Source organism: Pseudomonas fragi (assembly GCF_900105835.1).
Lineage (GTDB): Bacteria > Pseudomonadota > Gammaproteobacteria > Pseudomonadales > Pseudomonadaceae > Aquipseudomonas > Aquipseudomonas fragi.
Genome location: NZ_LT629783.1, coordinates 4,894,951 through 4,916,096 on the forward strand (window position 1 = coordinate 4,894,951; position 21,146 = coordinate 4,916,096).

Consider the following 21,146-nt stretch of genomic DNA (forward strand, 5'->3'; position numbering starts at 1 on the left):
ATGTTTAATCGAATCCCCCTGTCGTGAGGCAGGGGGATTTTTTGTGTCGGGCATTCTTGGGGCTGTGCTGCCTGTGGGAGTTGGCTTGCCTGCGATGCGGGCTATAGGGTCTAGCAGGCAAAGCGCGGTGATGCCATCGCGAGCAAGCCCGCTCCCACAGTGGGGCAGGCCAGCTTCAGGCTTTAGGGCACCACAACACTGTGGGGCAGGCCGGCATCAGGCTGTGATGGCACCACAAAACTTGTGGGAGCTGGCTTGCCTGCGATGCGGGCGATAGGGTCTAGCACGCAAAGCGCGGTGATGCCATCGCGGGCAAGCCCGCTCCCACAGTGGGTCAGGTCCGCATCAGGCTTTGAGGGCTACACAGCAATCAAAAATCATGGGCACAAAAAAATACGGCCTCTATAAATAGAGGCCGTATTGTCTGCAATCAGGACGCTGTCGTGGGACAGGCCTTACTTGCGGTCTTCCAGCTTGGTGATGTCACGCTGCTCGTAGCCGGTGTACAGCTGGCGCGGACGGCCAATCTTGTACGGGCTGGAGAGCATTTCTTTCCAGTGCGAGATCCAGCCCACTGTACGCGACAGGGCGAAGATCACGGTGAACATGCTGGTCGGAATGCCGATCGCCTTGAGGATGATCCCCGAGTAGAAGTCGACGTTCGGGTACAGCGAGCGCTCGATGAAGTACGGGTCGGTCAGGGCGATCTCTTCCAGGCGCATGGCCAGTTCGAGTTGCGGGTCGTTCTGGATCCCCAGCTCTTTCAGCACTTCGTCGCAGGTCTTCTTCATCACGGTGGCGCGTGGGTCGCGGTTTTTGTAAACCCGGTGACCGAAGCCCATCAGCTTGAACGGATCGTTCTTGTCCTTGGCCTTGGCGATGAACTTGTCGATGTTGGACACATCGCCAATTTCGTCGAGCATGGTCAGCACGGCTTCGTTGGCGCCGCCGTGGGCAGGGCCCCACAGTGCAGCGATACCGGCAGCAATACAGGCGAACGGGTTGGCACCCGAAGAACCCGCCAGACGCACGGTGGAGGTCGAAGCATTCTGTTCGTGGTCGGCGTGCAGGATAAAGATCTTGTCCATCGCCTTGGCCAGTACCGGGCTGATCGGTTTGATCTCGCACGGCGTGTTGAACATCATGTGCAGGAAGTTTTCGGCGTAGGTCAGGTCGTTACGCGGGTACATCATGGGTTGACCCATGGAGTACTTGTAAACCATCGCGGCCAGGGTTGGCATCTTGGCAACCAGGCGGATCGCGGAAATTTCGCGATGCTGCGGGTTATTGATGTCCAGGGAGTCGTGGTAGAAGGCCGAGAGGGCGCCGACTACACCGCACATGACCGCCATCGGGTGGGCGTCACGACGGAAGCCGTTGAAGAAGGTCTTCAACTGCTCGTGAACCATGGTGTGGTTCTTCACGGTGCTGACAAATTGAGCCTTCTGCTCTGCGGTCGGCAGTTCGCCGTTCAGCAGCAGGTAAGCGGTCTCAAGGTAATCAGAATGTTCGGCCAGCTGTTCGATCGGGTAGCCGCGGTGCAGCAGGATACCGTTGTCACCATCAATATAGGTGATCTTCGACTCGCAAGATGCAGTCGACATGAAGCCAGGGTCAAATGTGAATCGGCCCGTGGCCGTCAGGCCTCGCACATCGATTACATCGGGACCCACGGTGCCAGTTAAAATGGGCAGCTCGACGGGGGCTGCGCCCTCGATGATCAACTGCGCTTTTTTGTCAGCCATGTGGCCTCCTATTTATGCTTGAAATCATCAGACAGACCCCCCACGCAGGGCCCGCACCACTATAGTGAGATAAATTCGAATGTCAATTTGCCTAAAGTCTTGCTGTACAAGGCTTTGAGAAGCATTTTTTCGCGATTATCCCAGCCGTTTACGCCTTTTATAGCCCGAGCGCAATGCGCTATTAGGGGGTGGGTGTTTGCGTTGTCATTAGTAACCTAACTGTCTATACTCGGCAGCCGACCGCCAGAGGCTTTTGGGCCTGTTTAGATGGGGGTCGTCACTCCCGGGTGGTGGGTACCTGACCAGTGCGCATCCCAACAAACTTGCCCTGATTGTTAGGGGCTCTTCAGTGTGAAAAAAGCCGTGAATAGCCAACGACCTGTAAACCTAGACCTAAGGACCATCAAACTCCCCATCACCGGCGTTACGTCATTTCTGCACCGTGTATCGGGCATTATTCTTTTTCTCGGCCTGGGCATCATGCTTTATGCATTGAGCAAATCCCTGGGTTCCGAAGAAGGTTATGCCGAGGTGAAGGCATGCTTGACCAGTCCGCTGGCCAAATTCGTTGCGTGGGGCCTGCTCTCTGCCTTGCTGTATCACCTGGTTGCCGGTGTGCGCCACTTGATCATGGACATGGGCATCGGTGAGACGCTTGAAGGCGGCCGACTGGGCTCGAAAATCGTAATCGTCATTTCCGTGGTGATGATTGTTCTGGCGGGAGTTTGGATATGGTAACCAGCGTTACGAACCTGTCGCGTTCGGGCCTCTATGACTGGATGGCACAGCGTGTGTCTGCGGTTGTTCTAGCGGCTTATTTCATTTTCCTGATCGGGTACCTCGTTGCGAACCCAGGCATTGGCTACGCCCAATGGCATGAGCTGTTCGCAAGCAACTGGATGCGTATCTTCAGCCTGCTGGCCCTTGTTGCACTCGGCGCTCACGCCTGGGTCGGCATGTGGACCATCGCGACCGACTACCTGACGCCAATGGCGCTGGGCAAGTCCGCGACAGCAGTACGTTTCCTCTTCCAGGCAGTCTGCGGCGTTGCAATGTTCGCTTACTTCGTCTGGGGTGTGCAGATTCTTTGGGGTATCTGATTCATGGCTAACACAGTTAATACACTTTCGTTCGACGCCATCATCATTGGCGGCGGCGGTGCTGGCATGCGCGCTGCTCTGCAGCTGGCTCAAGGCGGTCACAAGACTGCCGTAATCACCAAGGTTTTCCCGACTCGTTCGCACACCGTATCGGCCCAGGGTGGCATTACCTGCGCGATCGCGTCTGCTGATCCAAACGATGACTGGCGCTGGCACATGTACGATACCGTCAAGGGTTCCGACTATATCGGTGACCAGGACGCTATCGAATACATGTGTTCCGTAGGCCCGGAAGCCGTGTTCGAACTCGAGCACATGGGTCTGCCGTTCTCCCGTACCGAACAGGGTCGTATCTACCAGCGTCCTTTCGGCGGTCAGTCCAAGGACTTCGGCAAGGGCGGCCAGGCTGCGCGTACTTGCGCTGCAGCCGACCGTACCGGTCACGCACTGTTGCACACCCTGTACCAGGCCAACCTCAAGGCCGGCACTGTATTCCTGAACGAATACTACGGTGTCGACCTGGTTAAAAACGAGGCTGGCGATTTCGTCGGCATGATCGTTATCTGCATCGAAACCGGTGAGACCTCCTACGTTCGCGCTAACGCGACCGTACTGGCGACTGGCGGTGCGGGCCGTATCTACTCGTCCACTACCAACGCATTGATCAACACCGGCGACGGTATTGGCATGGCGCTGCGTGCTGGCGTGCCGGTACAGGACATCGAAATGTGGCAGTTCCACCCGACCGGTATTGCCGGCGCCGGTGTACTGGTTACCGAAGGTTGCCGTGGTGAAGGTGGATACCTGATCAACAAGCACGGCGAGCGTTTCATGGAGCGTTATGCTCCGAACGCCAAAGACCTTGCCGGTCGTGACGTAGTAGCTCGCTCGATGGTTAAGGAAATCATCGCGGGCAACGGTTGCGGTCCTGACGGCGATCACGTGATGCTGAAACTCGATCACCTCGGTGAGGAAGTTCTGCACAGCCGCCTGCCAGGTATCTGCGAACTGTCGAAAACGTTCGCACACGTTGACCCGGTACTGGCTCCGGTTCCGGTTGTTCCGACTTGCCACTATATGATGGGCGGCGTTGCCACCAACATTCATGGCCAGGCGATCACCCAGGACGCCGACGGCAACGACCAGATCATCCCTGGCCTGTTTGCAGTGGGTGAAGTGGCTTGTGTATCCGTACACGGTGCCAACCGTCTGGGCGGCAACTCGCTGCTCGACCTGGTGGTATTCGGTCGTGCTGCCGGCCTGTTCCTTGAGCAGACCCTGAAAGAAGGCGTTGATTACGCCCGTCCACGCCAGTCCGACATCGACGCTGCCCTGGCACGTCTGGACGGCCTGAACTCGCGTACCGACGGCGAAGACGTGGCTACCCTGCGTAAAGAGCTGCAAAGCTGCATGCAGAACTACTTCGGTGTATTCCGTACCGGCGAATACATGCAGAAGGGTATTGCCCAGCTGGCTGACCTGCGCAAGCGCATCGCCAACGTGAAAATCAACGATAAGAGCCAGGCGTTCAACACGGCCCGTATCGAAGCCCTTGAGCTGCAAAACCTGCTCGAAGTGGCTGAAGCGACTGCAATCGCTGCTGAAGTTCGTAAGGAATCGCGCGGTGCTCACGCCCGTGAAGACTTCGAAGATCGTGACGACGTTAACTGGCTGTGCCACACCCTGTACTTCCCGGGTGACAAGCGCGTAGCCAAGCGTGCGGTGAACTTCTCGCCGAAAACCGTTCCGACCTTCGAACCTATGGTTCGGACTTACTAAGGGTGGCCGATATGTTGAAAGTCAGTGTTTATCGTTACAACCCTGATCAGGACGCCGCTCCGTTCATGCAGGAATTCGAGGTCAATACCAACGGTAAAGACCTGATGGTGCTGGATGTGCTGGCCCTGATCAAAGAGCAGGACGAGGGTTTCTCCTATCGTCGCTCTTGCCGTGAGGGCGTTTGCGGCTCCGACGGCATGAACATCAACGGCAAGAACGGCCTGGCGTGTGTAACGCCGCTGTCCGCTGTCGTTAAAGGCAACAAGCTGATCGTTCGTCCTCTGCCAGGTTTGCCGGTTATCCGTGACCTGGTCGTCGATATGAGCATCTTCTACAAGCAATACGAGAAAGTTAAGCCGTTCCTGCAGAACGACACGCCGGCTCCGGCCATCGAGCGTCTGCAATCGCCAGAAGAGCGTGAAAAGCTCGACGGTCTGTACGAGTGCATCCTGTGCGCTTGCTGCTCGACCTCGTGCCCGTCCTTCTGGTGGAACCCGGACAAGTTCCTGGGCCCTGCTGCACTGCTGCAAGCCTATCGTTTCCTGGCTGACAGCCGTGACACCAAGACCAGTGAGCGTCTGGCTTCGCTGGATGACCCGTTCAGCGTATTCCGCTGCCGCGGGATCATGAACTGCGTAAACGTGTGTCCGAAGGGCCTGAACCCGACTAAGGCCATCGGTCACGTGCGTAGCATGCTGCTGCAAAGCGGCGTGTGATCCAAAGCAGTACCGCAGCACCGCTGTAACCGTAGATGCTACGGCGCAGGCTTCAACCGGCGCCGTAGTTTTAACCTGAGCAACAGCTCATAAAGCTGCGGCTCTTATTTTGAAGAAATGAGACCAGCAGGGGCATCCGGGCTGGTACCCGGACTATCAGCGTGATCCTAAGTGGCTTGTTTTAGTCGCTGTATTCGGACTTTCTCAAGCATGCTCTGGTGTTCTCGTCGATGGTGTCCCCTAACCGAGGGTGACCAAGCATGCAAGAAAGCGTGATGCAGCGCATGTGGAACAGCGGCTATCTTTCAGGTGGTAACGCTGCCTATGTGGAAGAGCTCTATGAGCTCTACCTGCACGACCCTAACGCTGTGCCAGAAGAATGGCGCACCAAATTTCAGACGTTGCCTGTTGAAGGCAACTCTGCCAACGATGTTTCGCACTCCACAATCCGCGACCATTTCGTGCTGCTGGCAAAGAACCAGCGCCGCGCTCAACCGGTTTCCGCCGGGAGCGTGAGCAGTGAGCACGAGAAGAAGCAGGTTGAAGTGCTGCGATTGATCCAGGCCTATCGGATGCGCGGCCACCAGGCAGCCCAGCTTGATCCGCTGGGACTGTGGCAGCGTCCTGCACCTGCAGACCTGTCGATCAATCATTACGGCTTGACCAATGCCGATCTTGATACGACCTTCCGTGCCGGCGACCTGTATATCGGCAAAGAGGAAGCGAGCCTACGCGAAATTCTCGAAGCGTTGCAGCAGACATATTGCCGCACCATTGGCGCAGAGTTCACGCACATCGTCGATTCCGAGCAGCGCCACTGGTTTGAACAGCGCCTCGAAAGCGTACGCGGCCGCCCGACGTACTCGGCTGAAGTCAAAAGCCATCTGCTTGAGCGCGTGACTGCTGCTGAAGGTCTGGAAAAGTACCTGGGTACCAAATACCCGGGCACCAAGCGTTTCGGCCTGGAAGGCGGCGAGAGCCTGATTCCTTTGCTGGACGAGCTGATCCAGCGTTCGGGCAACTACGGCACCAAGGAAATCGTTATCGGCATGGCCCACCGTGGTCGCCTGAACGTATTGGTGAACACCTTCGGCAAAAACCCGCGCGAGTTGTTCGACGAGTTCGAAGGCAAGAAAAAAATCGAGTTGGGTTCCGGTGACGTTAAATACCACCAGGGCTTCTCCTCCAACGTCATGACTGCCGGTGGTGAAGTTCACCTGGCAATGGCGTTTAACCCGTCCCACCTGGAAATCGTTTCTCCAGTGGTTGAAGGGTCTGTACGTGCTCGCCAGGACCGTCGTAACGACAGCACCGGCGAAAAGGTACTGCCAATTTCCATCCACGGTGATGCTGCATTCGCAGGTCAGGGCGTGGTCATGGAAACCTTCCAGATGTCGCAGACCCGCGGCTTCAAGACTGGCGGTACGGTTCACCTGGTGATCAACAACCAGGTCGGCTTCACCATCAGCAACCCGGAAGACTCCCGTTCTACCGAGTACTGCACTGACGTTGCGAAAATGATCCAGGCGCCGATCCTCCATGTAAATGGTGATGATCCGGAAGCCGTATTGTTCGTGACCCAGCTGGCTATCGACTACCGCATGCAGTTCAAGCGTGACGTCGTGATCGACTTGTTCTGCTACCGCCGTCGCGGTCACAACGAGGCCGACGAGCCAAACGGTACCCAGCCGCTGATGTATCAGCAAATCGCCAAGCAGCGCACTACCCGTGAACTGTATGCCGAGCGTCTGACGCAAGAGAAAGTGGTTGACGCAGAGCGCGTTCAGGCCAAGATCGACGAATACCGCAACGCGCTGGACAACGGCCTGCATGTTGTGAAAAGTCTGGTCAAGGAACCGAACAAAGAGCTGTTCGTAGACTGGCGCCCATACCTGGGTCACGCCTGGACTGCCCGCCACGACACCCGTTTTGATCTGAAAACCCTGCAAGAACTGTCCGCCAAGCTGCTGGAAATTCCGGAAGGCTTCGTGGTTCAGCGCCAGGTTGCGAAGATCTACGAAGATCGTCAAAAAATGCAAGCCGGCGGCCTGCCGATCAACTGGGGTTATGCCGAAACCATGGCATACGCAACCCTGCAGTTCGAAGGTCACCCGATTCGCATGACCGGTCAGGACATTGGCCGCGGTACGTTCTCGCACCGTCACGCCGTGTTGCACAACCAGAAAGATGCTGGCACCTATATTCCTCTCAAGCACCTGTTCGAGGGTCAGCCACGCTTTGACCTGTACGACTCGTTGCTGTCCGAAGAAGCGGTATTGGCGTTCGAATACGGCTACTCGACCACCACGCCAAACGCGCTGGTGATCTGGGAAGCCCAGTTCGGCGACTTCGCCAACGGCGCCCAGGTTGTAATCGACCAGTTCATCACCAGCGGTGAGCACAAGTGGGGCCGTCTGTGCGGTCTGACCATGCTGCTGCCACACGGTTATGAAGGTCAGGGCCCGGAGCACTCCTCTGCACGTCTTGAGCGTTACCTGCAATTGTGTGCCGAGCACAACATTCAGGTGTGCGTACCGACTACTCCGGCACAGATCTACCATCTGCTGCGCCGTCAGGTTATCCGTCCGCTGCGCAAGCCGCTGATCGTCCTGACACCGAAGTCGTTGCTGCGTCACAAACTGGCAATCTCGACCCTGGAAGATCTGGCCGAAGGTTCGTTCCAGACCGTTATTCCGGAAATCGATGCACAGGATCCGGCCAACGTCGGTCGCATCGTTCTGTGTAGCGGCAAGGTCTACTACGACCTGTTGGAAAAACGCCGTGCCGAAGGTCGTGATGACATCGCCATCGTGCGTCTTGAGCAGCTGTACCCGTTCCCTGAGGACGACTTGATTGAAGTCCTGGCTCCGTACAAAAACGCCAAGCATATTGTCTGGTGTCAGGAAGAGCCGATGAACCAGGGTGCCTGGTACTGCAGCCAGCATCACATGCGCCGCATCATCAGCGGTCACGACAAGTCTCTCGTACTCGAGTACGCGGGCCGTGACGCTTCTGCTGCACCTGCTTGTGGTTACGCATCGATGCACGCTGAGCAACAGGCAAAACTGTTGCAAGACGCGTTCACTGTTTAACGCCTTCGCGCACTGAAACCGAATTTAAGGAACCAAAGAACATGGCTATCGAGATCAAAGCCCCAACATTTCCGGAATCGGTTGCCGATGGCACCGTTGCCACCTGGCACAAGCAACCGGGCGACGCTGTAAAGCGCGACGACCTGATCGTTGATATCGAAACCGACAAGGTAGTGCTGGAAGTACTGGCCACTGCTGACGGCGTGCTGGGCGCCATCGTCAAGAACGAAGGCGACACCGTTCTGTCCGACGAAGTGCTGGGCTCCATCGTTGAAGGCGGCGCTGCTGCTGCCGCCCCTGCGGCTGCCGCTGCACCGGCCGCCCAGGCTGCTGCTCCTGCTGCCGATGGCGAAGACGATCCTGTTGCCGCACCTGCTGCGCGCAAGATCGCTGAAGAAAACGGTATCAACATCGCTTCCGTTGCCGGTACTGGCAAAGGCGGTCGTGTGACCAAGGAAGACGTAGTTGCCGCTGTAGCTGCCAAAAAAGCCGCTCCTGCTGCTGCGCCGGCCAAGGCCGCTGCACCTGCCGCTGCCGCTCCGGTATTCGCTGCTGGCGACCGCGTAGAAAAACGCGTTCCGATGACCCGCGTTCGTGCCACCGTGGCCAAGCGTCTGGTTGAAGCGCAGTCGAACATGGCGATGCTGACCACTTTTAACGAAGTGGACATGACTGAAATCATGGCACTGCGTTCGAAGTACAAGGACCTGTTCGAGAAGTCCCACAACGGCGTACGCCTGGGCTTCATGTCGTTCTTCGTGAAAGCAGCTACCGAAGCACTGAAACGCTTCCCGGCCGTTAACGCCTCGATCGACGGTTCCGACATTGTTTACCACGGCTTCGCCGATATCGGTGTAGCTGTTTCCAGCGACCGTGGTCTGGTGGTTCCGGTTCTGCGTAACGCCGAACTGATGAGCCTGGCTGAAATCGAAGGCGGCATCGCTGCCTACGGTAAAAAAGCCCGTGACGGCAAACTGTCGATCGACGAAATGACCGGTGGTACTTTCACCATCACCAACGGTGGTACTTTCGGTTCGATGATGTCGACCCCGATCGTTAACCCGCCGCAAGCCGCGATCCTGGGCATGCACAACATCCTTCAGCGTCCAATGGCAGTCAACGGTCAGGTAGTTATCCGTCCGATGATGTATTTGGCTCTGTCTTACGATCACCGCTTGATCGATGGCAAAGAAGCTGTAAGTTTCCTGGTAGCAATCAAAAACCTGCTGGAAGACCCGGCTCGTCTGCTGCTGGATATCTAATAGAAGCGGCTGCAAGTTTCAGGGCCAGGCTGCGGGAAAAGCAGTCTGGCTTTGGCTTGCAGCTTGCTGCTGACAGCTTGTAGCTAATAGAGGATCTATTTTCATGTCTCAGAAATTTGACGTTGTAGTGATTGGTGCGGGCCCTGGCGGCTACGTTGCAGCCATCAAGGCCGCGCAACTGGGCCTTTCGACTGCTTGCATCGAAAAATACACCGACAAGGAAGGCAAACTGGCGCTGGGCGGTACTTGCCTGAACGTTGGCTGCATTCCATCCAAGGCGCTGCTGGACAGCTCCTGGAAGTATCACGAAGCCAAGGATGCGTTCGCCATCCACGGCATCACCACCGGTGAAGTGAAGATGGACGTTGCTGCGATGGTTGGCCGTAAAGCCAACATCGTTAAAGGTCTGACTTCCGGCGTTGCGACCCTGTTCAAGGCCAACGGCGTGACTTCCCTGCAAGGCCACGGCAAACTGCTGGCCGGCAAGCGTGTAGAACTGACCAAGCCCGACGGCAGCGTTGAAATCATCGAAGCCGAGAACGTGATTCTGGCTTCGGGCTCGCGTCCGATCGACATTCCACCTGCACCTGTCGACAACAACGTGATTGTTGATTCGACCGGCGCCCTGGAATTCCAGTCCGTGCCAAAACGTCTGGGCGTTATCGGCGCTGGCGTGATCGGTCTGGAACTGGGTTCGGTATGGTCCCGTCTGGGCGCTGAAGTGACTGTCCTGGAAGCCCTGGACACCTTCTTGATGGCTGCTGACGCTGCCGTTTCGAAAGAAGCCTACAAAACCCTGACCAAACAAGGTCTGGACATCAAGCTGGGCGCTCGCGTGACCGGTTCCAAGGTTAACGGCGAAGAAGTCGTTGTGACCTACACCGACGCCAACGGCGAACAGACCATCACCTTCGACAAGCTGATCGTAGCCGTAGGTCGCCGTCCGGTGACTACCGAGTTGCTGGCAGCTGACAGCGGCGTGACCATCGACGAGCGCGGTTTCGTGTTTGTTGACGATCATTGCGCAACCAGCGTACCGGGCGTATTCGCCATTGGTGACGTGGTTCGCGGCATGATGCTGGCACACAAGGCTTCGGAAGAAGGCATCATGGTTGTCGAGCGCATCAAAGGTCACAAGACCGAGATGAACTACGACCTGATTCCATCGGTTATTTACACTCACCCGGAGATCGCGTGGGTCGGTAAAACCGAGCAGGCCTTGAAAGCTGAAGGCGTTGAGGTTAACGTCGGCACCTTCCCGTTCGCAGCCAGTGGCCGTGCCATGGCAGCAAACGACACCGGTGGCTTTGTCAAAGTCATTGCTGATGCCAAAACTGACCGCGTACTGGGCGTCCACGTGATTGGCCCGAGCGCTGCAGAGCTGGTACAGCAGGGCGCGATCGGTATGGAATTCGGCACCAGTGCCGAGGATCTGGGCATGATGGTTTTCTCCCATCCAACCCTGTCCGAAGCGTTGCATGAAGCAGCGCTGGCAGTGAATGGCGGCGCCATCCACATTGCCAACCGTAAGAAACGTTAAGACCAGACAATAAGAAACCACGGCGGTTTGCCCGTCGTGAGCCTTGCTAGCAAGCCTCACCGCGGAACTTCCGCCGGACGCAGTCTTGTTTTGTTTTAACCGGGCCCGGCTCCGCTCACGCGGGTGTCGGGTTTGTTGAAACAGTACAAGCAGCAGTCACAGGTGGTGCGGCACTAATAATAGTGCAGCGCCGAATGCGCAGTACCTAACGAAGACGGTAAAAAGCATGAATCTTCACGAGTATCAGGGTAAGCAGCTGTTCGCTGAATACGGCCTGCCAGTATCCAAGGGTTATGCAGTAGACACCCCGGAAGCAGCCGCAGAAGCTTGCGACAAGATCGGCGGGACCGAATGGGTTGTAAAAGCCCAGGTTCACGCAGGTGGTCGCGGTAAAGCGGGCGGCGTTAAGCTGGTTCGCAGCAAAGAAGACGCTAAAGCATTCGCACAACAGTGGTTGGGCAAGCGTCTGGTGACTTACCAGACTGACGCCAATGGTCAGCCGGTCACCAAGATCCTGGTTGAGTCGTGCACTGATATCGCTAAAGAGCTGTACCTGGGCGCTGTCGTTGACCGTTCGAGCCGCCGCATCGTGTTCATGGCTTCCACCGAAGGTGGCGTGGACATCGAGAAAATCGCTCACGACACTCCAGAAAAAATTCTGAAAGCAACTATCGATCCACTGGTTGGCGCACAGCCATTCCAGGGTCGCGAGTTGGCTTTCCAGCTGGGTCTGGAAGGCAAGCAAGTTGCTCAGTTCGCCAAGATCTTCGTAGGTCTGGCCAAGCTGTTCAAGGATCACGATCTGGCCCTGCTGGAAGTGAACCCGCTGGTTATCAAGACTGACGGCGATCTGCACTGCCTCGATGCAAAAATCAACATCGACGCAAACGCCATGTACCGTCAGCCTAAGCTGAAAACTTTCCACGATCCGTCGCAAGACGATCCGCGCGAAGCGCACGCTGCCAAGTTCGAACTGAACTACGTAGCGCTGGAAGGCAACATCGGCTGCATGGTTAACGGCGCTGGTCTGGCCATGGGCACCATGGACATCGTTAACCTGCATGGCGGCAAGCCAGCCAACTTCCTCGACGTTGGCGGCGGTGCTACCAAAGAACGCGTTACCGAAGCGTTCAAGATCATCCTGTCCGACAGCAATGTCGCAGCAGTGCTGGTTAACATCTTCGGCGGCATCGTTCGTTGCGACATGATTGCCGAAGGCATCATCGGTGCAGTGAAAGAAGTCGGCGTGAAAATCCCGGTAGTTGTGCGCCTTGAAGGCAACAACGCTGATCTGGGCGCTAAAGTACTGGCAGAAAGCGGCTTGAACATCATCGCTGCTACCAGCTTGACCGACGCTGCTCAACAAGTTGTTAAAGCTGCGGAGGGCAAGTAATGAGCGTCCTGATCAATAAAGACACCAAAGTTATCTGCCAGGGCATCACAGGTTCCCAGGGTAGCTTCCACACCCAGCAAGCCATCGAATACGGCACCAAGATGGTTGGTGGCGTTACTCCGGGCAAAGGCGGCACCACTCACCTGGACCTGCCTGTTTTCAACACCGTGAAAGAAGCCGTAGCTGCCACTGGCGCAACCGCCAGCGTTATCTACGTACCGGCTCCTTTCTGCAAGGATTCCATCCTTGAAGCAGCTTTCGGCGGCATCAAGCTGATCGTTTGCATCACCGAAGGCATTCCTACCCTGGACATGCTGGACGCTAAAGTTAAGTGCGACGAACTGGGTGTTACCCTGATCGGCCCTAACTGCCCTGGCGTTATCACCCCGGGCGAATGCAAGATCGGCATCATGCCAGGTCACATTCACTTGCCAGGCAAAGTAGGCATCGTGTCGCGTTCCGGCACCCTGACTTACGAAGCCGTCAAGCAAACCACTGACGCCGGTTTCGGTCAGTCGACTTGCGTAGGCATCGGTGGTGACCCGATCCCGGGTTCCAACTTCATCGACATCCTGAAGTTGTTCCAGGAAGACCCGAAGACCGAAGCGATCGTCATGATCGGTGAGATCGGCGGTTCGGCTGAAGAAGAAGCGGCTGCCTACATCAAGGCAAACGTGACCAAGCCGGTTGTTTCCTACATCGCTGGTGTGACTGCCCCTGCGGGCAAGCGCATGGGCCATGCTGGCGCAATCATCTCTGGCGGCAAGGGTACTGCAGACGAGAAGTTTGCTGCCCTGGAAGACGCAGGCGTTAAAACCGTGCGTTCGCTGGCAGACATCGGCAAGGCTCTGTCCGAGCTGACTGGCTGGGCAATCAAATAAGCCATTGGCTTAGCTGACTGTTACACCAGGCAAAGGCCACCTTCGGGTGGCCTTTGTGCGTTTGGGGTCAGGCTAATCCGTGGTGGGAGCGGGCTTGCTCGCGATGGTAACTACGCGGTTTATCTGAATGACCGCGGCGCCTGCATCGCGAGCAAGCCCGCTCCCACAACGTGCGGCTTTGCACCACTCGGGGTAGGCAAAACCACACCAAAGCATTTTTCGATGTCATCCAGGCGACAACTGCGTTCGTTCATCGGACAGTCCGCCCTCTAACAGTGCGTTGTAGGAAAAAACTCGGTAATCTTGCCGGCATTCCGCTGTTCTGCGTGCGCATCCCAAAAGGAAGCCACGCGCTAGACGGGTTGGTCTTATACGGATCGACAGCATTTCCCACATCCGCACGGGAAATTCCCCTCTAAATCCCGATTCAGTAGTGTGGTATTTCCGTAATGAAAGTATTGAAAGGCCAGGACATCCTGGCACTTGGGTTTATGACCTTTGCCCTGTTCGTTGGGGCTGGCAACATCATTTTCCCGCCAATCGTTGGCCTGCAAGCCGGACCTAACGTCTGGATGGCCGCATTGGGCTTCCTGATCACCGCAGTCGGCCTGCCGGTAGTCACCGTTATTGCCCTGGCCAAGGTCGGCGGCGGCATGGATGCACTGAGCAGCCCTATCGGCAAGATCGCCGGCGGCCTGCTGGCGGCTGTGGCCTATCTGGCTGTTGGCCCGCTGTTCGCAACCCCGCGTACCGCCACCGTGTCTTTCGAAGTGGGCCTGGCCCCCTTGACCGGTGAAAGTCCGCTGGCGCTGTTTCTGTACAGCTCGGTGTACTTCCTGATCGTGTTCTTTGTGTCGCTGTACCCGGGTCGCTTGCTGGATACGGTAGGGCGCTTCCTCGCCCCGCTGAAAATCATCGCCCTGGCCATTCTCGGCATTGCTGCCGTTGCCTTGCCTGCGGGTGATGTCGGCGTTGCAACCCCGGAATACGTTGCCGCACCGTTCTCCCAGGGCTTTATCAATGGTTACCTGACCATGGATACGCTGGGCGCACTGGTGTTCGGCATCGTGATCGTAAACGCCATCCGTTCCCGTGGCGTCGAGTCGCCCAAGCTGATCACCCGTTACGCCATCATCGCCGGTTTGATCGCCGGTGTCGGCCTGGCGCTGGTGTACATCAGCCTGTTCCGCCTGGGTGCCGGCAGCCATGAAGTGGCAGCAGGCGCAACCAATGGCGCGGCGGTACTGCATGCCTATGTGCAGCACACTTTCGGTTCGCTGGGCAGCGGTTTCCTGGCCGTGCTGATCGCTCTGGCCTGCCTGGTAACGGCCGTTGGCCTGACCTGTGCCTGCGCTGAATACTTCAGCACCGTATTGCCACTGTCCTACAAGACGCTGGTGATCATCCTTGCGCTGTTTTCGCTGGCTGTGTCGAACCTTGGCTTGACCCAGTTGATCGCGTTCTCCATCCCGGTGCTGACGGCGATCTACCCGCCGTGCATCGTGCTGGTGGCCTTGAGCTTCTGCAAAGGCTTGTGGAATGCCCAGGCGCGGATCGTGGGTCCGGTGATGCTGGTGTCGTTCTTCTTTGGCTCGATCGATGCGCTTAAAGGCGCTGGCATGGGCGACTGGATTCCAGCCCAATTGGCCAATATGCCCTTTAGCGAACAGGGCCTGGCCTGGTTGGTGCCGTGTCTTGTGACCTTGCTGGGCGCAGTGATTTGTGACCGCCTGCTGGGCAAACGAGTTGAAGCAATGGCGTAATTGCCCGGTCCGCCAAAAGCGTTGCCGAGTCAATAAAAAAGCCCTGCATCTTAATGGATGCAGGGCTTTTTTAATGGCCGTGTATTTATACATGCCATCAGTCGCCATTAACGTTCAGATACAACAAAGCCCGCACTTGGCGGGCTTGGTTTTATTACGCAGAAAGTGGTGTTACTTGCTTTCTGGAGTTGCCGCAGGTGCAACCGGGGCAGTCTGGCCGGCTTCTTCAGCAGCGGCTTTATTGGACTCGGCTTGTGCTTTTGCAGCTTCGGCGTTTTCTTTGGCCGCGTCGTTCACTTTGTCTTGTGCTTCAGACATTTTTTCTTGAGCTTGCTCAGAGTGCTGAGCAGCATCCTGGGCTTTGTCTTCGGATTTCTTATCGCAGGCCGCCAGGCCAAGCGAAGCAGCGAGCATCAAGGCAACAGCAAAAGTATTACGCATGGGGTGTTTCTCCTTGTGAGTAGATCTACGGGGCGTTTGAGCATGGGCTGATCGCTTAAGTTCCATGCTCGAACACATATATAAGTAAAGCAGCATGGGCTGAAACTACTGGTAAAAACTTGAGCTTCTCCATCAGGCCTTGAAATTTGCAGCGCTGGCCCCAACTTTCAACTCATCCCGCCGCTAACCCTCACGGGCGTGGCCACTGCCATCCAATCGGAGTTTGATAACAATGAGCGTGGAAACTCAAAAAGAAACCCTGGGCTTCCAGACCGAGGTCAAGCAACTGCTGCACCTCATGATCCATTCGCTGTACTCCAACAAGGAAATCTTCCTTCGCGAACTGATCTCGAACGCCTCTGATGCTGTCGACAAATTACGTTTTGAAGCATTGTCCAAGCCAGATCTGCTGGAGGGCGGTGCCGAGCTTAAAATCCGTGTGAGCTTCGACAAGGACGCCAACACCGTCACCCTCGAAGACAACGGTATCGGCATGAACCGCGATGACGTGATCACCCACCTGGGTACGATCGCCAAGTCCGGCACTGCCGACTTCATGAAAAACCTCACCGGCGACCAGAAAAAAGATTCGCACCTGATCGGTCAGTTCGGCGTGGGTTTCTACTCGGCCTTTATCGTTGCCGACAAGGTTGACGTGTACAGCCGCCGTGCCGGTACCCCGGCAAGCGAAGGCGTGCACTGGTCTTCGAAGGGCGAGGGCGAGTTTGAAGTGGCCACCGTCGAGAAGGCCGACCGCGGCACCAAGATCGTGCTGCATCTCAAGCCCGGCGAATCCGAATTCGCTGACGGCTGGCGCCTGCGCAACATCATCAAGAAGTACTCCGACCATATCGCCTTGCCGATCGAGCTGCCTAAAGAGCAGACCGTGGCCGAAGGCGAAGAGGCACCCGCACTGGAATGGGAAACCGTTAACCGTGCCAGTGCCCTGTGGACCCGTCCTCGCACTGAAGTTAAGGACGAGGAATACCAGGAGTTCTACAAGCACATCGCCCATGACTACGAGAACCCGCTGGCCTGGAGCCACAACAAGGTTGAAGGCAAGCTTGAATACAGCTCGCTGCTGTATGTGCCGGCCCGTGCACCGTTTGATCTGTACCAACGTGAAGCGCCTAAAGGCCTGAAGCTGTATGTACAGCGTGTATTCGTCATGGATCAGGCCGAGTCCTTCCTGCCGCTGTACCTGCGCTTTATCAAGGGCGTGATCGACTCCAACGACCTGTCGCTGAACGTGTCGCGGGAAATCCTGCAGAAAGACCCGATCATCGACTCGATGAAGACGGCGCTGACCAAGCGTGTCCTCGACATGCTGGAAAAACTGGCGAAGAACGAGCCGGAGAAATACCAGGGCTTCTGGAAAAACTTCGGTCAGGTGATGAAAGAAGGCCCGGCCGAAGATTTCGCCAACAAAGAGAAAATCGCCGGTCTGCTGCGTTTTGCTTCGACCCACGGCGACGACGGCGAACAGAATGTTTCGTTGACCGACTACCTGGCCCGTGCCAAGGAAGGTCAGGACAAGATTTACTACCTGACTGGCGAAACCTACGCGCAGGTTAAAAACAGTCCACACCTCGAAGTCTTCCGCAAGAAAGGCATTGAAGTGCTGCTGCTGACCGACCGCATCGACGAGTGGCTGATGAGCTACCTCAGCGACTTCGACGGCAAGAGCTTTGTCGACGTGGCCCGTGGTGACCTCGATCTGGGCAACCTGGACTCGGAAGAGGACAAGAAAGCCGCAGAAGAAGTGGCCAAGGCCAAAGAAGGTCTGGTTGAGCGCATCAAGGCTGCCTTGGGTGAAAGCGTCAGCGAAGTGCGCGTATCGCATCGTCTGACTGACTCGCCGGCGATCCTGGCCATCGGTGAGCAGGACCTGGGCATGCAAATGCGTCAGATCCTCGAAGCCAGCGGTCAGAAAGTGCCTGAGTCCAAGCCGATCTTCGAGTTCAACCCGGCTCACCCGCTGATCGAGAAACTCGATGCCGAGCAGAGCGAAGAGCGTTTTGGCGACCTGTCGCACATCCTCTTCGACCAGGCAGCCCTGGCAGCCGGTGACAGTTTGAAAGACCCTGCGGCCTATGTCCGTCGGCTAAACAAATTGTTAGTAGAGTTGTCGGTCTAACCGCGCTATAAAAACCCGCTTCGGCGGGTTTTTTTTGTTTCAAATTCAGGAGTTTTTGATGAAATCCATTTCGGTCAGCTCTGTGGCTTATCAAATCGACGGCCAACCTTACGAAGGCCGTCTGGCCTTTGATCCGAGCCGTGAAGATCCGTTGCCGGGTTTGCTGATGGCGCCCAACTGGATGGGCATCAGCGCGGGCGCCGAAGAGATTGCCAAATCGGTGGCAGAGCAGGGCTATGTGGTATTGATCGCTGATTTGTACGGGCAGGGCACCCGGCCCGGCAACGCCGACGAGGCGGGGGCGGCAATGATGCCGTTGAAAAACGACCGCGCCTTGCTGCGCAAGCGTATGTGGGCTGCTTATGACATGCTGAAAAATCAGGGCCTGGCCCAGGTCGACAGCAACAAGCTGGCAACCTTTGGTTTCTGTTTTGGCGGTTGCTGTTCACTGGAACTGGCACGCAGCGGTGCGCCGTTGCAAGCTGCGGTGTCCTTCCACGGCACGCTGGACACACCTAACCCTATCGATGCCCAGAGCATCAAGGGTGCGGTGCTGGTGTTGCACGGCGCGTCTGACCCGTTGGTGCCCAACGAGCAGCTGCCAGCGTTCGAGGCGGAGATGAACGCGGCGGGTGTGGACTGGCAACTGACCAGCTATGGCGGCGCAGTGCATTCATTCACCGACCCCCACGCCAATGTGCCGGGCAAGATGATGTACGACGCCAAAACGGCGGGTCGGGCGTTTACCGCCATGCATAACCTGCTGGATGAAGTGTTTCGCGATTAATCGCAATCACGACAGTCTGTGGGAGCGGGCTTGCTCGCGATGCTGACGGCTCGGTCTGTCAGACAAAACCGGGCGATGCTATCGCGAGCAAGCCCGCTCCCACAGTGGTCACGCCGAACGTTCCATCACCTCGCTCACCGTCAAATCCCGCATCAATAACCCGTAGTTCAAGTCCACCTGTTCGGGGATTGGCAGGTACACAGTGTGGCCATCACCCGGCGCCACTTGGGTCGGCAAGCCTGCACTGTTAAGCAAACGTTCCAGATCAAAGTGATAGTTGCCGTGGGGTGTCATCAGCTCCAGATGATCGCCCAAAGCAAATCGGTTTTTCACTTTGACTTCGGCCAGGCCATTGCGTCGTTCGCCGGTCAATTCCCCTACAAACTGCTGGCGATGGGACAATGAACTGCCATGCAGGTAGTTCTGGTATTCATCGTGGACATGGCGGCGCAAGAACCCTTCGGTATAGCCGCGCTGGGCCAGGGACTCCAGATCGGTCATCAGGCTGCGGTCAAACTCACGACCCGCCACCGCATCATCGATGGCCTTGCGATACACCTGGGTGGCCCGTGCGCAGTAAAAGTGCGACTTGGTGCGGCCCTCGATCTTCAGCGAATGCACGCCCATTTCCGCCAGCCGCGCCACATGCTGTACAGCACGCAGATCCTTGGAGTTCATGATGTAAGTACCGTGTTCGTCCTCGAACGCGGTCATCGGTTCATCGGTACGGTTGGCTTCGTTCAGTACAAACACTTCGTCAGTCGGCGAGCCCACGCCCAGGGTTGGCTCGACCACATTGACGATATTGCCCAGTTCGTTTTCCGTGGCCGGTTTGGCGTCGTATTTCCAGCGGCAGGCATTGGTGCAGCTGCCCTGATTGGCATCGCGCTTGTTCATGTAGCCGGACAACAGGCAGCGCCCTGAGTAGGCCATGCACAGCGCGCCATGGACGAAAATTTCCAGTTCCATGTCGGGTACATGCTGGCGAATCTCTTCGATTTCTTCCAGCGACAGCTCGCGCGACAGGATGATGCGGCTCAGACCTTGCTGGCGCCAGAATTCGACACTGGCCCAGTTGACCGTATTGGCCTGCACCGACAAATGAATCGGCACATGGGGGAAGTTTTTGCGCACCAGCATGATCAGCCCCGGGTCGGACATGATCAGCGCATCCGGGTTCATGGCTACCACCGGCTCCAGATCCTTGAGGAAGGTGCGCAGCTTGGCGTTGTGCGGGGCTATATTGACCACCACGTAAAAACGCTTGCCCTGGGCCTGGGCCTCTTTGATGCCAATAGCCAGGTTGGCGTGGTCGAATTCGTTGTTGCGCACCCGCAAGCTGTAGCGCGGTTGGCCTGCGTACACCGCGTCGGCGCCATAGGCAAAGGCGTAACGCATGTTTTTCAGGGTGCCGGCAGGGGCGAGGAGTTCGGGCGGAGCAAGGCGCATAGTCGGTTCGTTCGCAAAAAGGCGCGATGGTAGTCGAGCCTCAATGCGCGATTATTGATCTGGATCTATGCAATCAGCTTGAGGCTTCGATCTTGCGTGGCCACGTCAGCAAGACGATGCCCGCCACCACAATCAGGCTACCGATGATTTGCCCGCTGCTGAGCAACTGGTCCAGGATCAGCCAGCCAAACAGCAGGCTTGCCACCGGTTCGACGTTCATCACAGGTGCGTTGCGAGCCATGTTCAGGCGGGTCATGCAGATAAACAGCAGGCAAAAACCCAGGCCATAGAGCACCACCAGGCAGGCGAGGGCGGCCCAGCCGGTGGAGGAGCCGGGCAGGGACACACCACCTGGCAGCACGCCGCTGAGCCCGGCCACGGTCGCGGCGCTGAATACGATCAACATGGTCAGCATGCTGCGCACGGTGCCGCGCAGGCCCGACAGCTTGTGGTCGGTGATCCACAGCGCGCAGGCAAACACGCAGGCGGCGCCGAAGCCGAACAGAATCCCTTCGAGCCATTGCGTTTCGCTGCTGCCCTGGCTGGACAGGCGCTCGGGCACGTCGAGGGCGAAGATCAGGCCGAACATGATCAACCCCATCAACAGTGCGGCCCGCCGGGTCGGTGCCGACCCGCCCAGGGCCCAGGTCAGCAGCACCAGCAGGATCGGCGCCATGTTGCCGATCAGCAGCGCCAGGGCCACTGGAATGCGGGCCACGGCCGAATAGATAAAGAAGCTTTGCGCCGCGATCAACAACCCCAGCAGCAGCTGCCAGCGCCAGTTGGCGGGGGTTAAACGGGGGCGTTCGCGTTGCCACAGTACCAGGCTGGTCAGCACCAACAGGGTCACGCCGGCGCGGCACAGAATCGCCAGCAACAGCCCGGTGTCGTGGTCGAAGGCAATGCGCGCGGCGATATGATTGCCCGCAAATGCGCAGGCCAGCAGTACCAGGATCAATACCGCGATATGGCGGGGGAACAATGCAGGAGCAGACATAAGCAACCAGCCTCCTTGGCTGGAAATAGAGCCGCTGGAATACCTCTGTGGGAGCGGGCTTGCT

At 57.3% G+C, this 21,146-nt stretch carries 16 protein-coding genes; 12 read left to right on the forward strand and 4 right to left on the reverse strand.

Annotated features, from left to right (window positions below; genetic code table 11):
* Nucleotides 1–455 precede the first annotated feature (455 nt).
* Entirely contained in the window at nucleotides 456–1,745 is a 1,290-nt protein-coding gene (gene gltA / locus BLU25_RS22640; RefSeq protein ID WP_016780166.1) for a citrate synthase, read from the reverse strand.
* A gap of 351 nt (nucleotides 1,746–2,096) precedes the next feature.
* Between gltA and sdhC the strand changes: the two genes are divergently transcribed.
* From sdhC to brnQ, 10 genes are all read left to right on the forward strand, one after another.
* Entirely contained in the window at nucleotides 2,097–2,483 is a 387-nt protein-coding gene (gene sdhC / locus BLU25_RS22645) for a succinate dehydrogenase, cytochrome b556 subunit (protein ID WP_019828563.1), read from the forward strand.
* The gene (gene sdhD / locus BLU25_RS22650) at nucleotides 2,477–2,845 is read left to right on the forward strand and encodes a succinate dehydrogenase, hydrophobic membrane anchor protein (RefSeq protein ID WP_003446906.1); all 369 of its coding nucleotides are present in this window, start codon (nucleotides 2,477–2,479) and stop codon (nucleotides 2,843–2,845) included. Before sdhC ends, sdhD begins: the two co-directional genes overlap by 7 nt.
* A 3-nt stretch (nucleotides 2,846–2,848) precedes the next feature.
* Nucleotides 2,849–4,624, forward strand: coding sequence for a succinate dehydrogenase flavoprotein subunit (sdhA, locus tag BLU25_RS22655; protein ID WP_016780168.1), 1,776 nt, complete (start codon nucleotides 2,849–2,851; stop codon nucleotides 4,622–4,624).
* A gap of 11 nt (nucleotides 4,625–4,635) precedes the next feature.
* The gene (locus BLU25_RS22660) at nucleotides 4,636–5,340 is read left to right on the forward strand and encodes a succinate dehydrogenase iron-sulfur subunit (RefSeq protein ID WP_016780169.1); all 705 of its coding nucleotides are present in this window, start codon (nucleotides 4,636–4,638) and stop codon (nucleotides 5,338–5,340) included.
* Between the two features lie 260 nt (nucleotides 5,341–5,600).
* A complete protein-coding gene (locus BLU25_RS22665) occupies nucleotides 5,601–8,432 on the forward strand; it encodes a 2-oxoglutarate dehydrogenase E1 component (RefSeq protein WP_020467780.1) in 2,832 nt (943 codons plus the stop codon).
* A 41-nt stretch (nucleotides 8,433–8,473) separates the two neighbouring features.
* On the forward strand, nucleotides 8,474–9,694 hold the full coding sequence (gene odhB / locus BLU25_RS22670; protein ID WP_083369842.1) for a 2-oxoglutarate dehydrogenase complex dihydrolipoyllysine-residue succinyltransferase: 1,221 nt from the start codon (nucleotides 8,474–8,476) through the stop codon (nucleotides 9,692–9,694).
* 103 nt (nucleotides 9,695–9,797) lie between these two features.
* Nucleotides 9,798–11,234, forward strand: coding sequence for a dihydrolipoyl dehydrogenase (gene lpdA, locus BLU25_RS22675; protein WP_016780172.1), 1,437 nt, complete (start codon nucleotides 9,798–9,800; stop codon nucleotides 11,232–11,234).
* Nucleotides 11,235–11,460: 226 nt separating this feature from the next.
* Nucleotides 11,461–12,627, forward strand: coding sequence for an ADP-forming succinate--CoA ligase subunit beta (gene sucC / locus BLU25_RS22680; RefSeq protein WP_016780173.1), 1,167 nt, complete (start codon nucleotides 11,461–11,463; stop codon nucleotides 12,625–12,627).
* Nucleotides 12,627–13,508, forward strand: a complete 882-nt coding sequence (sucD, locus tag BLU25_RS22685; protein ID WP_016780174.1) for a succinate--CoA ligase subunit alpha — start codon at nucleotides 12,627–12,629, stop codon at nucleotides 13,506–13,508. Before sucC ends, sucD begins: the two co-directional genes overlap by 1 nt.
* Nucleotides 13,509–13,957: 449 nt before the next feature.
* The gene (gene brnQ, locus BLU25_RS22690) at nucleotides 13,958–15,271 is read left to right on the forward strand and encodes a branched-chain amino acid transport system II carrier protein (RefSeq protein ID WP_016780175.1); all 1,314 of its coding nucleotides are present in this window, start codon (nucleotides 13,958–13,960) and stop codon (nucleotides 15,269–15,271) included.
* Between the two features lie 171 nt (nucleotides 15,272–15,442).
* Here brnQ and BLU25_RS22695 read toward each other — a convergent pair whose 3' ends face one another.
* Nucleotides 15,443–15,712 carry a hypothetical protein gene (locus tag BLU25_RS22695; RefSeq protein WP_016780176.1) on the reverse strand — a complete coding sequence of 90 codons (270 nt, stop codon included), beginning with the start codon at nucleotides 15,710–15,712 and terminating at the stop codon, nucleotides 15,443–15,445.
* Nucleotides 15,713–15,944: 232 nt separating this feature from the next.
* On the opposite strand from BLU25_RS22695, the gene htpG reads away from it, so the two are divergent.
* Nucleotides 15,945–17,849: a molecular chaperone HtpG gene (gene htpG, locus BLU25_RS22700; RefSeq protein ID WP_016780177.1), complete on the forward strand. Its 1,905-nt coding sequence runs from the start codon at nucleotides 15,945–15,947 to the stop codon at nucleotides 17,847–17,849.
* 58 nt (nucleotides 17,850–17,907) lie between these two features.
* Nucleotides 17,908–18,636: a dienelactone hydrolase family protein gene (locus BLU25_RS22705; protein WP_016780178.1), complete on the forward strand. Its 729-nt coding sequence runs from the start codon at nucleotides 17,908–17,910 to the stop codon at nucleotides 18,634–18,636.
* 108 nt (nucleotides 18,637–18,744) lie between these two features.
* Here BLU25_RS22705 and trhP read toward each other — a convergent pair whose 3' ends face one another.
* Nucleotides 18,745–20,085 carry a prephenate-dependent tRNA uridine(34) hydroxylase TrhP gene (gene trhP, locus BLU25_RS22710; RefSeq protein WP_083369843.1) on the reverse strand — a complete coding sequence of 447 codons (1,341 nt, stop codon included), beginning with the start codon at nucleotides 20,083–20,085 and terminating at the stop codon, nucleotides 18,745–18,747.
* Nucleotides 20,086–20,158: 73 nt separating this feature from the next.
* Entirely contained in the window at nucleotides 20,159–21,082 is a 924-nt protein-coding gene (locus BLU25_RS22715) for an EamA family transporter (protein WP_016780180.1), read from the reverse strand.
* Nucleotides 21,083–21,146: the final 64 nt, after the last annotated feature.